Here is a 16,110-nt window from a genome sequence, read left to right as displayed (position 1 = left end):
CTAAAAAAAATTTAGGGACGAACCTCTTAAATCTAAATGGACAATTCTCTTTATTAGAATCGATATGGTACTGATATAAAAAGCAAAGGAAAAGACCCTTCCAATATGTAATCCGCTTTGTAGAAAGTTTAATCATGGTCATTTGGGGTTTTGAAATAAAAACTTGACCAAATAAAACTTTAGGGTATTAACAAAATGATAATAGCAATAAATAATCGCTTAATTTTCGATTAATACTTACTTTTTTTGAAAAAAAAGTAAGTATTAATAAAATTTCATACCGAAAACCACTCAAAAGAACTTATCAACATCAGCTTAATAATTACACATTAAATTCAAGCTGATAAAAAAAAACATAATCAATAAGTCCTCTTTAATATTTGAAATTTCAAGATTTCAAAATCAATCTAACTAACTACCATATGTAAAGAATGAAGTGGTTACAATCCTTTTTTTTAATACATTAGTATGACAAAATTAGTTAACATACGACGTGATTATCTTTTCTAGGTACATCTTTTTATTAGCTCTAATCCTTTGCCTAACCTTTAAGTCATTCGGCCAAAGCGATTTAAGCACGGGGTTATATTTTTCCTCTCACGAGGTCATCCAAGATAAACGAACTTCATTGGACTTGACCCCCGATAAGCCATTCGAATACAGCAATGGCTTCGACCTTGAGTTTGAAGCGAACTTCAGGCAGGGAGATGGACATTATGGATATATTTTCAGAATCATTTCAGAAGATGGAACCAATATCGACTTAGTCTCCAATCTGGCATCCACGGATGCAAATTTTTGGTTGGTTGTAAAGGATAGTGTCATTTTCAATTACAAATGGAATGAAATTCCAGAAGGTGGTTTTGACAAATGGATGCCTATCAAATTCACATTTTCGCCAACAAATTCAGAGGTCACACTTTCTATTAATGGAAAAGTAAAGACAAAAAAAAACAGTCCAGCCAAACGATTGAAATCATTTAAGATAATTTATGGCGCTAGCAAGGTACCATCCTTTCTCAATACTGATGTGTGCCCCATGACACTCAGAAATATTCAAGTTATTAATGGGAATGGAAAACTAGACAAAAATTGGAAACTGGGAAAACATGGCATAGACAAAGTATATGACGAAATTTCTTATTCTGAAGCTGTTGTTTCTAATCCAATATGGCAAATTGACGAACATATCCGGTGGAAAAATAGAACCAGACTCCAATTTGATAATTTGATTGGAATCACCAACGATGCAGAAGGCAACCAAGTATTTTTCGTCACTGAAGAAGCTGTACATCGTTACATGGTATCTACTGACAGTCTTATCACATATAATGTAGAGTGGGGAAATCCTTTTCCTTGCCTAGGGAACACTATTACCTACTCCCCCCTACAAAATCAACTATTGTCCTATTCCTTTGATGGTGGCGAACTAAATATATTTGATTTTGAATCTAAAACTTGGGACAAATCACCTAATATCTGTAATGAAACTGATCACTGGCATCATAACAAGTTTTTTTCTTCAATAGATTCCGTATTCTATACCTTTGGGGGATATGGCCATTATACTTATAAAAGCAAGTTATTCAAGTTTTTCCTTGAAGACAGCCGCCTCGACTCAGTAGAATTAGCTTCAGAAATCCCACCCAGGTACTTAAGCGCATTGGGAAAAGACAGAGATAGGGAAGTTTTAATATTTGGGGGATATGGAAGTAAACTAGGAAAACAGGGAATCAACACAGAATACTTCTATGATCTTTATAGACTGAACCTTTTGGACAATCAAGCCACCAAGGTGTGGGAAATGGAAAAACCAAGCCAACCATTTGTTCCTACTTCGAGCCTAATTGTGGACCAAGACCTAGGCAAATTTTATACTTTGATATTTAACAGCAGCAATTATAACACCTATTTAAAATTAGCTAGCTTTGGACTAACAGAACCGTCAATTGAGTTTTATGCGGATTCTATACCATATAAATTTCTGGATACTCAATCTTGGAGTAACGTTTTTCTTAACCCGGCTTCCAGAAAACTAATCGCCTTAACATCCTCAAGGGATGGAATAAGCATATTATCCCAAGCTTATCCTCCACTTCTTCCGTCCGAAGTTTTCCAACCTAGCCCAAAGAAATGGAACTACCAATATCTTCTATTCGGATTGTTAATTATCATTCTAATGTTGGCACCATTAGTTTTTAAACTTAGAAGCAAAAAGAAAAAATCAAAACACTCTACTCCCTCCATATTAGATAAGGAAAAAGAAACGCCAAAGAAAAGAGAAAAATCTGCCATTTATTTACTAGGAGGATTCCAAGTATATAATAAAGAAGGCGAAAATATAACTTCGCAATTCACACCTACAGTCAAACAATTATTCCTTTTAATTTTGCTATACACAGTAAAATACGGCAAAGGGATTTCCTCTGTGAAATTGAATGAAATCTTGTGGTTTGACAAAACAGATTCCAGTGCCAGGAACAACAGAAATGTTAATATAAGTAAACTAAGGTTATTGCTAGAAAAAATAGGTCCTATAGAACTTTTTGGAGAGAGTAATTATTGGAGAATTGAAATTGGTCCCGATGTGTATTGTGATTATATAGAAACTATTCATTTGCTTAACCAACTTAACAATTCAAATATATCTGAAAAGGAAATTCTTAACATAGTTCACTTACTAACAAAGGGTGATATATGCCCAACTATACAATCAGAATGGATGGACCCGTTTAAAGTGGATTTTGCCAATAAGATCGTTAATGAGCTTGAAAATTGCTTAAAAGTAGTTTCTGAGGATCATTTCCATATAATGTTAGCAGACTGTATGTTAAACTATGATCCACTTAACGAAGAGGCAATAATGATAAAATGCAGTGCTCTTTGTAGGGAAGGAAAAAAGGGGCTTGCAAAGCAATCATATGATCTATTTTGCAAAGAGTATCAAACATTACTTGGCATTCAGTATCCTATATCATTTAATGAATTTATCCCTCAAAAGTAATAGTATTATTACCGCTTTTGATACTTGTCTTGAAGCCGCAGGAGGAACATTGGAAGCACTTCTTGTCTTCCTGCCAATAATGCTTGGTACCTTTGCAGCTTTTACAAATGATACCAGCTTGGACCCTTTTCTGCCAGATAAACTCCATACAGGAAGACTCCTCAGGAAACCAATTGATAAAGTTGATGATATTCATGGTCAGAACCGTTTGTTTTGACCTAATTTATAGATAGTTAAAACTCAACTGAAGCAATTGACACCAACTTTCATTGTTAATTTATTTGGCTACTGGTGCAATTACGGATATACATATAAAAACCCACTAAAAACCATCGAAAGCATTATTTTTTGCTTAGGAAACAAGTTTTGTAAAAAAAGAAAATTTTCTCAAATTTTCGCCCCTTCTCCCTTCACGTTCATCGAAATATTTATTCGTGTTCCAAATTGCCTTCATGAACAACTCCGTTTAGCAATCCAATAGGAAATAAGACTTTTATGAACTTCTATTTCGTATACTCCACCCTTTGTCTTTTATGGGCTAACTATAAATATTTAGTTGGGTCTTTCAACTTTGCATCCTTGAATGCTTCTTTTCTGGATAAGCAAGCTTGACACGTTCCACAATGCTTCTTTCCACCATAAATACAAGACCAACTTTGTTTTAAAATATCAAAATGATCAACTAATTTTTTTAGAACTTCAGATTTCGTATTTGAAATAAATGGTGCCTCTATTTTTATTTTCGGAAATCCTGCCAGCTCCGATAGGTTCGAAATTGAGTTTAGGAACTTTTGAGTGTACTCAGGACTAGCATCAGCATCTAATTTGGAATAGCCAATATAAATAACATCAGAATTCATCCTATGTGCATAAGTTAGTGCAGTTGGTAAAATCAAAAGTGTTCCTAATTCTATTACATGTTCGCCTGGATTCGGTGCAGGATCAACAGATGCAAGCTCAGAGGATCCAAATGCTTCTAATAGTCCTTTTGCTTGAATAACATCTAATCTAGAATCAGTAAGCCCGGCAATTGCCCTTGAAGCATCAAGTCCACGCTTACTTGATAGGTTACCAAAATCAAAATAAAGCGAAATTCTTTTTTCATTTTTTTTCATTAGTTCGAGACTTAATGCAGCTGAATCAAGGCCTCCTGATAAAAGTAAAATGGATTTTTTCTGGAAATTTTTCATAACAATGCATTTTTCGTTGATTAATAAAAAAAGTGATGATTACAGGTAAAACAATAATTGCAATCTTCCTTATTGAATTTAAATATCTATTAAATTAAAACCCAATTTCAAACATTTATTGTCGTTTGTAAGTATTTGGAAATGTTTAGTTTAACTTTATTAAACTAAAAAATCTAATACCTTAACTCTAGATTTTGAGCAAGAATTTAAAACTAAACATTCACTAACCGTAGCTGTTTTCTTTTTCAAAATATCCCAAAGTACTTCTTTTAATATTTTTTTCTGTATATCCGCTATTGCACCAGTCAAGTTCACCCTTCAAAACATTCTCTAAAAAATGGCCCAGATCTTACCGAAATGATGAATTAAACGAGTGTAAATCTGTGGAATCAGTGAAAAATAAGGTTACTGGTGTGAAAACGAATAATCATAATTTATTTTATCAAAATTAGATTTACCCCCCTCATTATTAATTCTAATCCATAGAACCATAGGGTTAATTTTCAACAGTTCCTAGATCACCTGATTTATTCATTATTAAACAAATCACTTCAATATTTAATACTTCTCCTCATTTCACTCCCTACTTCCTCAATCCCACATGCCTCAAAGCACTTACCTCAAGGACATAAACTCCAAACTCTTCCACTACCATGTCATATGGTCTATCCCTATTTAAAAGCTCTTACCATTTTTCAAATTAATAGTACCAAGTATTGAATAGTTACCATTATTTACAGCACAGCAGCATGAGGTATAATAAGGCTCCAAGCTTGCTTTGCTATTGACATAAAATTTTACCAAAAATCACATTAATAGTAACTCAAAAGAGGCATATTCGTTTTATTACATGAATCACAACGATTGTTTAACAATAAATCTATTTTGATCATGAGAACATCTTATTTAGATTATTACAAGTTGATTTTGGATAAGGTGAGTTTCGATTCTTCACTTTGGAAAAAGGAATACCATAAAGCCTTATCTATCCTAAGCCCCGAAGAGGCATTTCTTTTAAAAAACTGGGTCAATAACAAATATTATAAATCAAATCGGCAATTAACAGGGCCTTCAGAAAACCAACACCATGGTATAGCCATAAAATCATTTAAACCGACTGAAACGCTTCAACCAAAAGGCCAGTAAACTACTGGCCTTTTTGATTGGCCAAATAATTGGAAAACAACTTTTTAAACTTAATAATTTTCTCCAAGCACAATAAAACATTCAATTCTTCTCTCCAATTATTGTACACACTAGATAGCACAATGGATTTTTGTAAATTTCCATTTAATTGGTGTCCTGGGTAATTTCTTTAATGACCTCATCGAGTTCATTGGCAGATTGCATGATATAACCCAGTGTTTCATAAATATTTTCCCTATTATCTTTAACCAGTTCCAGGTAATTGACCAAAGACATGATCCTCGCTAAGGGTGCCCTCACTTCATGGGACTGTTTCCAGGCGATTTCCTTAAGTTTATCATTCTGCAACTGCACCAACTCCATTTGTTTCTTCATTTCGGATATATCTTCAATGGCACCCACAGACCTGTTAGGCATTCCCTGTCCATCCCTCATTATATAGCACCTGTCAAACACATACATATTATTGCCCTCTTTGGTCTTTACGCTATATTCTTTTTGCCAATAATGCTGATTTTTATCTCCACATACCAGCATAAATGACCTCCATACTTCCTCTCTTTCTGCTTCCACAATATTTGATAGCCAGGAATCATTCAGCCCCAGCTTGTCCATTTCCATATAATCTACTTTGTCCATAAAAGCTTTGCTCCTGTAAACCAGACCTAATTCGTGGTCCACATCCCAGATCATTTCCTTGGTGGCCATCATCGCCATGTTAAAACGATCATTGCTTGTCTTCAGCTTTTCTTCAATTTCCTTTTGTTCTGTGATATCCTGGATCACTCCTTCTATCCTGTACGGCTTATTGGCTTGGTCGGTCAGGACATTGACGGTCTGCGTGACCCATCTGAGCTCACCTTTTGCAGTAATGACCCTATGGGTATATTTTTTGGGACTTTGTGCCGCCAGTTCCTCAAAAGTCAATTCCTCCATCATATAACGGTCATCTGGATGAAAAGTCCTTAGGAGATTTTCATAAGTAGGAATAAAGTCATCTTTCCTATAGCCATAAATTTTATAGGTTTCAGCTGTCCATTCGGATATATTTTCATCAATATTGCGCGACCAATAGCCCAACTTTGCAATACTTTGGGCCTGGCTTAATTTTTTGAATGCCTCCTGAAGGGCCATTTCGGATTTTTTTCTTTCACTAATATCCTGACCCATGACAAAAAGCAATTTCTCTTCACTTCTTATATTCTTTTTCCATGAAACCCAGATACTACCGCCCTTATTAACTTTACATTTGCTTTCTATCACTGAAAGAGGCTCCTTTGGCTTAAGAAAACTATCTATCCTTTCTTTATCTTCATCATATACCAAGGAATTAAACTTCCTTCCTATTAAATTACTGTTGCTGAACAAACTGGAAAATGCCGCATTTACTTTTTTGATTTCTCCATCAAAACCTACTATGGCAAACAGGTTACTGGAAATATTAAAAAATGTTTCCATTTCCGTTTCAAATATTTTGTACTTAATAGCTCCCCCAATTTGCTTTCCAATTTCGAATAAAAAGTCTTTCCATTCATGAAGCGTAACACCTTCCTTCGAAGAAAAAAGTATAAAGGCTCCAATAAATTCATTTTCGTGAAGGATAGGCACTCCTATTCCCTTTTCCAATTTCGCTGAAATGGCTTCTTTTCCTCGTTTAAACGCTAAATGGCTATCCAGGTTGTCCCAAACCACGGGCTTCATTGTTTTCCATATTGTACCTGGAAATCCCTCATCTTTTTTAGCTTTACTAAAATGGTTGGCCATTTTGTGTTTAGGATTTCTGTAAACCGCCGCATTTAAATCCAAATATTTGCCATCCTTGGACCTGATCCAGATTTCACACCTATCCAGTCCAGTAAAGTTCAGAAGTTCTCTCAATCCTTTCTTAAGTGCTGTGGTTAATTTCCCAGGCTGGCCAATGGCGGAGGACATACGAAATTTGAGATTTTCCATACGGTCTTTTTGTATGGCCTTGGTAATGTCCCTCACTATTCCTACTATCCGCATTACCTTGCCCTCATTATCCCTAATAGCACTGCAATAATCCACTACTATGGCAAAACTTCCATCAGCTCTTCTTAGACGGTAATTTAGGGAAAGGTGATGCTGGTCCCTGTTTTTGATGAACTGTTCAAACATCCAAAGGACTTTTTCCTGATCATCCGGATGTATATTCTCCTTCCAAAAATCAACATGATACGCGCTATTGGTATTGTCCACATATCCAAAAACCGTTTCCAATGCTTTCCCCATTCCAACCACTTCTCCAGTACGCATATCCATATCATAGATATGGTCTTTGGAAGCTAAGGTCGCCAAGCGGTACCGTTCGTTGACCATATCTATTTCTTGCTGCTGCTTCTTGAAATCGGTAACATCCACCGAATTGGCCACAATACCTTTAATTGATTTATTGGCCATCATATTTGTCAAAGTCGTCTCTATCCATCGATAATTACCATTTCCATCCATGAAACGAAACGGTGCCACTTTTACATATTTCGTGGTAAAAACGCTTTCAAGATCTTTGCTGACCTTCTCCCTATCTTCAGGATGTATAAACTCAAAGGGGCTTCTTCCAATAAAGCCATCCGGATGAATCCCAAGGACATGGGAGGAAGTTGGACTGACATAAGTATAGGTGCCATTTTCGTCCAGCACGGCGATCAGGTCAGTTCCTTCCTGCACCAGGGCCCTGAACTTTTCCTCACTGTCTTCAAGCTTCTTGTATAAATGCCATTTTTCAGCAAAATGAGACAAGCTACTGCTAATCGATGAAATAAAATGACTATTTCCACTGTGCGAAGCTATCCCAGATGGTTCCATCAAAAACAAGAGCAGACCAATAATCTTTTCTTGAATCAGGATGGAGATGAGCATCAGATCCTTGTCCTTGTCCTCATTCTCCCACAACCCCTTAAACATTTCAACCTCTTTTGAGCCAAAAGGGTAAACACCTGGTAAATAAGATCTTGGACAGGATAGACTGATATTTCCTTTCCGCAAAAACTCCCCTGTTCCATTTTTGAGATGGCAGGTATAACTTACCGCCCCGGATTCGATGAGACCATCGAATTCAAGGAAACTGGCACCTATTACTGGAAATGCCTCGTATAATAAGGCAGTCAGCGGCCCTATTGCATTCCTCAAATCACTGCTTTTCATCAATTCTGCATTGATCCTGTCAAGCAATTTCAACTGCTCTTTTTGTCTTGAAATTTCCTTATTAAAATTAAACCGCTCAGTCTTATCTATGGCCGTAATGACCTCCGCCTTTTTTCCTTGGTAATCTATTTTTTTTCCTCTTATTAAGACCTTAATAAGCGTTCCATCTTTCTTTTTATGGGTAAAAAGATCATCATAAGGTGAGGTTTCTCTTTTTCTCAAAGAATTAATTGCCGCCCGGAACTTTGGCAGTTCTTCTTCTGGCCTAATAGCTTCAAGGGTCATAGATAAAAACTCTTCTTTAGAATACCCATAATGGGAAACGGCTTCCTCGTTCACGTTCAAAAATTTCAATGAGTCTATGTCATATATCCACATGGGAAACGGGGAATATTCCAAAACCCCTATTAATTCCTTATCCGATTGACCAGTGTAGTTTGCCATGTTAGTATAATTTCATATGATTTTTAGACAATTCAATCGACATTTAATTAACTGAACGATTTCTACCTAAAAACCAGGTTGTTTATTGATCCTGCTAGGATTCTGCGTAAAAGGATGCCAAATTCATTCCAGAATTTTATTAAGCATATAAATATCACTTGATAGCATCAATAACCTCCTACTTTAGATTATTTTATAAAGGTAGTCCAAAATTATGGTCTTAAAAGATAAAAAATAGCCAACAACCATTGTTAGACACAAAAAACAATATTTTAAACACAAAAAACAGTTTTAACAAAACAAAAAATCATAACAAATTTATGGGATGATAAATTAGAACATGTGGCTTACCTATACTTTTTAAAAAATGGGTAATATCCCTTCTCCTTAAAAAAATCCCGTCGCAAAAGATCAAATGATATCACTTTTCCGACCTAAAACAAGCAATGACGCGTTCAACAATATTTATAAACCTAAAAATATGTCGATAACACACACTTAAACACTCCAACATCAGATAAACTACAAAAAACACAATTAAACATATATTGTATACCATTTACACGTATAAGAATCAATTTTCATTTTAATACTTTTATTCTTGTGTTACGTCACCAACGTATTATATCTCATGCTAAAAGTATTAATTATTGCCAATAATGATCTTGTAGAGGACAATTTACTTGATCTTATCTGCCAAATGGGTTTTCAGCCAATAATATCAACAATGGATATTTTCCGGAAAGATCCAAAGTACTTTCCTGACCTTTTATTAATTGATCCTACACCCTATCAAGTTTCCTATGAGCAACTTTCACTGGCCTCCTATTTCAGTAAAAAAGGTTGCCCGGTATTGTTTAATGGTTTTACCACAGATTTGGATAAAGCAGCCAATCTTATTGAGAGCAGAAAAAACATCAAAGCTTTATCCCCTCCCTATCAAGAAGGCTATCTCCCCAGTAAAATCCATAGCATGCTGGCAGACAAGCGAATACAACAACTTCATTTCCAGCAATGAATACCACACAATCTACAGCTATTGCCATAAATACCTTTACTATATTTATCCTCAAAAACAAAAGATAGTTGATAGGAAAGCGATCAAAAAGTACTGTTGCTGCCCCAAAAATATCCATGACGGAATGAAGCATGCTTCTTCCTATTTTCAATTTTTACGTACCGCACAATTCCTGGGCTTCCTTTAGTATTCTTTTATGCCTTTTCTCACTTATTCCAATAGAATTTAATAGCTCGGGGTGGTGGTAGATTTCCATGCATAATACCTTTTCCTTGGCCAATAATTTCTTTTTTTCGTAATTGGTAATTGTGGTCATACTGGTAATAGGGTGAAGCCCTGATAAATCAATTCGTTCTTTCAGGCTACCCTTTTTTGGGTAATCCCAACCGACTAACATTAACCCAGAGCAATTTCCATATTGAATCGCATCGAAAGTAAAACGGGTATTTGTAAAAATCCAACCTTGGTGAAACTTGAATTCATGTCCTGGGTGTTGCTTCCATTGTTTTTCCACATCAAGAAACCTGGAATGTATATACAAAGGTATTTTAACATCGCAAACCCGTCCCTGATCGTTGTGAAACTTGCATTCAACCATAAAATGTTTATCCTCTTTCTCAGCTACTATATCGACTTCATGATTCACACAATGTCCTTTCACTATAACATCGATCTCGGTCTGAAACCCTTCGTATTTTAGGATGGCAGCTACAAATTTTTCAAAGGGAAAACCTGTCGGTCCCAGTTCATAAATAGCCTTTTTTAATTTGTACCTGGAGGCTGTAGAACGGGAACTTTTTTGTAATAAAGAAAAAGCTTTTTTATAAATCTCCTCAGTAGTTATGCCATTGTATAGTAAGCCCTGAATTTCTTCAAGCACCTGAAGAACAACCATTTCATTGGCACCTGATCTTTCTAAAGATCTCCTGAGTTTTGATAAATCAAATAGGGCTTTTTCTCCTGAAGCTTTCGTAATGGTAGTGTTCTTATCAAGATTTGACATCGTCCATGATTATTTCTCCAAAATACAACATGCTTATACCGAAATATGGATTTAAAATGGCTTTGGATTCAATTAGCCAATTAGCTCACCGGGAAAAATCCACATATAGGGGCTACCTTTAAAACTACAAAAAACCTATAAATCAATATATTACACCAATCGCCACCAAGCTTAGTATATAAAGAAACACTATTCCCTTACGGAAAAGTACCCTAGTCCAGAAATCAAGCCTATCTGCCACAAGCTATTCCGTGCATATATTAATCCTTTTTCAAGACTTTCTTTCTTTCCTCATATTCTTCCTTGGAGATTTCACCATTAGCATACCTTCTTTTTAATAAATCCAATGGACTTTCCCTGCTTATCTGTTGCTCATCCTTTTGTCTGGCTATGAGCCATACCGCCAGTGCAATCAACGGTATCCAAGCTAGCCATATCATAGCCATTCCCCAGTTGCTCCAGTTCCATTCATGCATATGATCTTATTTTAATGCACACCTTCATGGCGGTGCATTTGCATCCCTTCCAGCTCTTTTCCTTTCCCCATCTCCATGCCATTTCGGTTCATCATGTCCATCATGGCACTCATCATATGCTGATTTTCCATCATCATATTGGTCATCCTGTTACAGAAAACGGAATCCTGTCCCATCATTTCCATCATATTGCCCATCATTACTTCAGACATTGTGCTATCCTTCATCATCTGGCTGCTGCCCATCATTTGCTGCATCATACTTTTATTTCCAGCTATCATTTGCAGGGCATGGTCATTCTTCGTCATATGTTCTATCATATTGGTCATCATTTGATGGTCCTTACTGATTGTTGTCATTATTTCATCCTGTTTTACAGGATCTTTCAGCAATTCTTCTGTACTTTGAACACCATTTTTAGAACAACCGACGAATAGACTATTCGCCACGATCAACAGAACCAATATTTTAAATCTTGTCTTTTCCATAATATTTTTTTTACAATCTCTTCATGAGGAATACCATTTCTTCTCTACCTGTACTTTTACGAGGTATTAGCTATTGGCATGATCCCCCTTAAATAAATCCAAGTGATACGAGTGTTTACTTTAATTATTCTGCCCCTTTCCGAGACGAGTTAGTTAAGAACAAATCCTAACATAATGCTATAACGTATATTCGAGCCACTTAAATAGCCTGAAGTATTCAATATCATATTCCTTTTATTTTGACTTAGGATAGTATGATCTAAAATGTATCACTAATTTCATATGCTGACAATGATCAAAATTGGCTACAGAGATGATATTCATTAGAAAAAACATCTTTATCACCAGTTTTCTTCTTTCCCCCTCTAAGTTTGGCCACAGATAGTATCTTACTAACTTAGGAATTTGCAATTCCAATAAGCGTAAACTATTTTCAGATATAAATCTGAAAATCAAATATTTATAGCAAATCAAAAAGAGCAGAATAAAGGTGTAGTATGGTCTGTGACCAAGTATGCTAATTCCGATACTGAGGTGTAGGAATCCCCCCTCTTTTTCCCTCTTCAAATCAGAACAGTACCTAAGCACTAAGTTCTCCTTCAATGTTCGATAATGATATGTAAAGAAGAAAAGGGGATGATATTAATAACAAATAAAAAGAAACTATATAAAACTGCTTTTGGACTCGCAGTGTTCACAATAATCTACAACATTGCAGAAGGGCTGATTTCGACATATATTGGATTTGAAGATGAAAGTCTAGCTCTATTTGGTTTTGGTTCTGACAGTTTTATCGAAGTAATATCGGGACTTGGAATTGCCCATATGATTGTAAGAATTCAAAACAATCCCCAAAATAAACGTGATGACTTTAAGCAAACAGCATTAAGAGTAACGGAAATTACTTTTTATATTTTGGTTTTCGGACTTGTAATAACGAGTATTCAAAACATTCGGACAGGCCACTAACAACTTATTGGGGAGTTTTTATTTCAATAGTTTCAATAACAATAATGCGGGTTTTGGTCATTTGGAAAAGAAATGTTGGAAATCACCTGAATTCTGCACCAATTTTAGCAGATGCCAATTGTACTATGGGTTGTGTTTATATGTCCATCATTTTACTTGTGAGCAGTGGTATTTATGAACTGTTTGAAATTTCATTCATAGACAGTATCGGAACACTCGGACTTTCATACTTTGCGTTTAAAGAAGAAAAGAATGCTTTGAAAAAGCCAATAGTGATAAAAATTGCTGTTGTGACTGATTAAAGCAATTAATAACCACAATGGTTTCATTGATTCAGCAATGGTGGCAAAACAAAATCATAAGCATAAAACAAAAGATGGTAACAAGCCACAAAATTAGTCCTTAAAACCTCCATTTTATCATCTTTGAGGCCCCTAGCAAACATTCAACTGAAGTGAACTTCCTTTTCATCTTGAACAAGACAGGTACCAGGAGAGCCAATGATTAACTTACTAACTTATATAATTGCAATTCCTCATTCAAGAGCATCAAGTATAGGCAAAACATAACCATGCTGAAGCTCATGAAATTAAAAATGGCGTAAAAAATAAATCCAATACATCAAACTAAAATGAAATAGAAAAAAGCCACTTGTTTAGTGGCCTTATATGCTTGGTTAATGTAATAATGTTTTTCCTTAGTATTTTAAAGGTTGATCACTGCACTAATATTGAATGATGTTCCTTTACCTTTAGTATACAAGTTCGAACGAGTAAACCATTGTGATCTGGCAGGGAAATAATCCTCATTAAAAAGGTTTTGAATTCCTAGATTCAGGGCAACCGTTGAATTTACCTGATAACTTGCCGCAAGATCAAATAGATGATAGGCTTCTACTGGCGCCTTATAGACATCATAGGATCCAGCCTCATTTTTTTCAAACCTTTTTCTGTTCCCCACCCCATTGTACTGAAGCTTTAAGGATAGCTTTTCATCCAACAATAAGTACCTTAAATATGCCCCCATCTTTGGAGCTGAAATTCTCTCCCCACCTAGATAAGCGTCTTCTGAATCATCAAATGAACCATTGTCATTGACATCCATTTTACCTTCCACATAGGCATAATTGGCCCCAGCAGTCAATTGATCGGTCACTTCCATATCAAAGACGAATTCAAAACCATGGATTCTTTCCGGGCTTCTAAGAACCTCAAAGACTCCATCTACAAATTTACCACTGGTTCCTAGCTCGGAGGTACTAATATATCCCACTCCTTCAAATCGGAAGCGATCAAACTCGCTTACAAATCCAGTTTCGTAGTTATTGACCACTACTGCTTCGGTACTTATATCCTTCATGTCATTTACACTAGCAGATCGAAGCATAACCCCAACATCTGCCACGCTAAAACCCTGTGAAAAACTCAAGTATGGAGAGAAACACCCACATTTGTTATATCTTAAACCAGCATTGAATAACCAGGTATTATAGGCAAGCTCACCTCCCTTTACATCAAATGAAGGATTTATTTCTCCTGTGGAAGAATTGATGGTCTCCAGGGTTTTATAATCTTCTACGCCAATATTTACCTTTTCGAATCGTAGGCCCCCTTTGAAAACCATGGCATCAAAAAAGTCCAGCTTCAACTGTGCAAATGGGGCCGTATTGAACATATCCATTTCAGGTACCCACTGCCTTCCGTCTACCAATGGCTGAGAAGTAATATCGTTCATCAGGTCAAGTCCATATGAAATATTTCCTTTCACATTATCGGAAGCCAATAAGGGGGTATTGAACTGGAACCTAAGCCCTTTTTTATCAGATGAAATCATGGATTGTCCCCCATCAATAAATACATCTGACTGGAAAAAAACATTGTCCACGGATTGATAATAAAGATCCACCTCATAATCCGTATTGGCAAAAGCCTCCTTGCCAGAAAACCTTAGGAAAGCATTATGGTTTCCTCTAATCCCCTGTGGTTCTCCTTCAGGTTTGCCCAAAATTGCTCTGGTCTTTTCCCTTTCCTCATAATTTCCAAATTCAGAAACATAGTTGGTCTTCTGTTCGCTCGTGTAATAATTATAGCTGAACTGAAGGCGATGTTTGGAGCTTAGATCATATCCAAACTTAAAAAAAGCATTATAGGAATCGGTTTCCCCCAAACCATAGGTAGGCGGAAGCACATCTCCCTCGGCATCTTTCCATTCACCTGTCTGCTCAAAGACGCCACTGACCACATAGTCCATCTTGCCAGATTTTCCATAAAACATTTGGCTTATCCTAGCCCCCACACTGTTATCAATATTGGAAAGCGAACCCGAACTTCCTATTGATGTTCTTGAATTAAATGCTTTTTCAGTCCTTGGGGTGCGTGTGATATAATTGACCAAACCGCCAGCTGCTCCATTTCCATAAACTGCCGTAGCGCCTTTTATGACTTCTACACGTTCTATCAAATCAGGATCAAGGGATCGCAAATCTACTGAACCATTTCTTAGGGGAGTAGATTGCGGTACACCATCCACCATGATCAAAAGTGGCCTTCCTCTTAATGTCTGTCCCCAATTACTACTTGTACCTGTGCTTGGTCCAAGTCCAGGTACATTATTACTCAAAATATCGATGATATTTGTAGTTACGACCATCGATTCGTCCATGGTCTTTCGAGAAAGAATGGTAAATGAAGATGGAACTTCATCTATGGATTCCGGATTTCTACTTGCTGAAACCACCATTTCCGCAAGATCAAGAGATTCATTTTTTAAAATAATACTTACCGAAGCAATTTCACCTGTTCCAAGACCAACACTGATCTCGCTTCCCTTAAATCCTACAGAAGATCCCATTAACGTAAAGTTACCCTCAGGAAGCCCTGAAATCAGAAACTTTCCATTTTCATCAGCAACAGTCCCCTTACTGGTTCCTTTGATCAAGACATTTCCATAAGGCACTTCTTGACCCGATGAATCAAAAATTCTTCCTTTGATCACCGCTGTATTTTGAGCTAGTATCATAGTAGTATTTAACAATCCCAATACTAAAAAGAGTAAACGCTTCTTCATAATATTTATTTAGATTTAATTTAATTAAGAAGATGCAAAATTAATAGGTGATCTTTCTTGTCCAAAAAAACAGAAAGTGAATCCTTATATTAAAAATCTATGATAAATAGCATTCGATAGCTAAGAAGCCAATTATACTTT

Annotated in this window: 11 protein-coding genes and 1 pseudogene; 5 read left to right on the top strand and 7 right to left on the bottom strand. The window is 36.1% G+C overall.

Translation table 11 applies throughout. The annotated features are described in order from the left end of the window. Positions 1-628: 628 nt before the first annotated feature. Positions 629-3,004, top strand: coding sequence for a kelch repeat-containing protein (locus KMW37_RS11105; protein ID WP_215224694.1), 2,376 nt, complete (start codon positions 629-631; stop codon positions 3,002-3,004). Between the two features lie 10 nt (positions 3,005-3,014). On the opposite strand, the pseudogene KMW37_RS11100 reads toward KMW37_RS11105, so the two are convergent. Together KMW37_RS11100 and KMW37_RS11095 are read right to left on the bottom strand one after the other, a co-directional pair. Continuing rightward, positions 3,015-3,200 (bottom strand): annotated as a pseudogene (locus KMW37_RS11100) (IS1595 family transposase); the annotation flags it as partial. 346 nt (positions 3,201-3,546) lie between these two features. After that, positions 3,547-4,194 (bottom strand): 7-cyano-7-deazaguanine synthase, encoded by a 648-nt coding sequence (locus KMW37_RS11095; protein WP_215224693.1) that lies wholly within the window; start codon positions 4,192-4,194, stop codon positions 3,547-3,549. An 891-nt stretch (positions 4,195-5,085) separates the two neighbouring features. Here KMW37_RS11095 and KMW37_RS11090 point away from each other — a divergent pair. Then, positions 5,086-5,340, top strand: coding sequence for a hypothetical protein (locus tag KMW37_RS11090; RefSeq protein WP_215224692.1), 255 nt, complete (start codon positions 5,086-5,088; stop codon positions 5,338-5,340). A 144-nt stretch (positions 5,341-5,484) separates the two neighbouring features. Here KMW37_RS11090 and KMW37_RS11085 read toward each other — a convergent pair whose 3' ends face one another. Beyond that, positions 5,485-8,949: a PAS domain S-box protein gene (locus tag KMW37_RS11085; RefSeq protein ID WP_215224691.1), complete on the bottom strand. Its 3,465-nt coding sequence runs from the start codon at positions 8,947-8,949 to the stop codon at positions 5,485-5,487. 631 nt (positions 8,950-9,580) lie between these two features. Between KMW37_RS11085 and KMW37_RS11080 the strand changes: the two genes are divergently transcribed. Further along, positions 9,581-9,967, top strand: coding sequence for a hypothetical protein (locus KMW37_RS11080; protein WP_215224690.1), 387 nt, complete (start codon positions 9,581-9,583; stop codon positions 9,965-9,967). A gap of 154 nt (positions 9,968-10,121) precedes the next feature. Here KMW37_RS11080 and KMW37_RS11075 read toward each other — a convergent pair whose 3' ends face one another. The 3 genes from KMW37_RS11075 to KMW37_RS11065 all read right to left on the bottom strand — a co-directional run bounded on the left by KMW37_RS11075 (position 10,122) and on the right by KMW37_RS11065 (position 11,934). Continuing rightward, positions 10,122-10,970, bottom strand: coding sequence for an ATP cone domain-containing protein (locus KMW37_RS11075; RefSeq protein ID WP_215224689.1), 849 nt, complete (start codon positions 10,968-10,970; stop codon positions 10,122-10,124). 260 nt (positions 10,971-11,230) lie between these two features. Continuing rightward, positions 11,231-11,446 carry an SHOCT domain-containing protein gene (locus KMW37_RS11070; protein WP_215224688.1) on the bottom strand — a complete coding sequence of 72 codons (216 nt, stop codon included), beginning with the start codon at positions 11,444-11,446 and terminating at the stop codon, positions 11,231-11,233. Positions 11,447-11,457: 11 nt separating this feature from the next. Beyond that, positions 11,458-11,934, bottom strand: a complete 477-nt coding sequence (locus tag KMW37_RS11065) for a hypothetical protein (RefSeq protein WP_215224687.1) — start codon at positions 11,932-11,934, stop codon at positions 11,458-11,460. 612 nt (positions 11,935-12,546) lie between these two features. Between KMW37_RS11065 and KMW37_RS22450 the strand changes: the two genes are divergently transcribed. Next, entirely contained in the window at positions 12,547-12,903 is a 357-nt protein-coding gene (locus tag KMW37_RS22450; protein WP_246581446.1) for a hypothetical protein, read from the top strand. After that, complete coding sequence (locus KMW37_RS22445; protein WP_317195569.1) at positions 12,819-13,205, top strand: cation transporter; 387 nt, start codon at positions 12,819-12,821, stop codon at positions 13,203-13,205. Before KMW37_RS22450 ends, KMW37_RS22445 begins: the two co-directional genes overlap by 85 nt. A 403-nt stretch (positions 13,206-13,608) precedes the next feature. Here KMW37_RS22445 and KMW37_RS11055 read toward each other — a convergent pair whose 3' ends face one another. Further along, the gene (locus KMW37_RS11055; RefSeq protein WP_215224686.1) at positions 13,609-15,969 is read right to left on the bottom strand and encodes a TonB-dependent receptor; all 2,361 of its coding nucleotides are present in this window, start codon (positions 15,967-15,969) and stop codon (positions 13,609-13,611) included. Positions 15,970-16,110: the final 141 nt, after the last annotated feature.

This window comes from Echinicola shivajiensis (assembly GCF_018642165.1).
In the GTDB taxonomy this organism is placed as follows: Bacteria; Bacteroidota; Bacteroidia; order Cytophagales; family Cyclobacteriaceae; genus Echinicola; species Echinicola shivajiensis.
The sequence above is the reverse complement of the archived record's forward strand: the minus strand, read 5'-3'. Positions and strand labels throughout refer to the sequence as shown.

Excerpts from the sequence above, each read along its gene's own strand:
- KMW37_RS11095 (WP_215224693.1), bottom strand. The coding sequence starts at position 4,194 with ATGAAAAATTTCCAGAAAAAATCCATTTTACTTTTATCAGGAGGCCTT.
- KMW37_RS11090 (WP_215224692.1), top strand. The coding sequence starts at position 5,086 with ATGAGAACATCTTATTTAGATTATTACAAGTTGATTTTGGATAAGGTG.
- KMW37_RS11085 (WP_215224691.1), bottom strand. The coding sequence starts at position 8,949 with ATGGCAAACTACACTGGTCAATCGGATAAGGAATTAATAGGGGTTTTG.
- KMW37_RS11080 (WP_215224690.1), top strand. The coding sequence starts at position 9,581 with ATGCTAAAAGTATTAATTATTGCCAATAATGATCTTGTAGAGGACAAT.
- KMW37_RS11075 (WP_215224689.1), bottom strand. The coding sequence starts at position 10,970 with ATGTCAAATCTTGATAAGAACACTACCATTACGAAAGCTTCAGGAGAA.
- KMW37_RS11070 (WP_215224688.1), bottom strand. The coding sequence starts at position 11,446 with ATGCATGAATGGAACTGGAGCAACTGGGGAATGGCTATGATATGGCTA.
- KMW37_RS11065 (WP_215224687.1), bottom strand. The coding sequence starts at position 11,934 with ATGGAAAAGACAAGATTTAAAATATTGGTTCTGTTGATCGTGGCGAAT.
- KMW37_RS22450 (WP_246581446.1), top strand. The coding sequence starts at position 12,547 with ATGATATGTAAAGAAGAAAAGGGGATGATATTAATAACAAATAAAAAG.
- KMW37_RS11055 (WP_215224686.1), bottom strand. The coding sequence starts at position 15,969 with ATGAAGAAGCGTTTACTCTTTTTAGTATTGGGATTGTTAAATACTACT.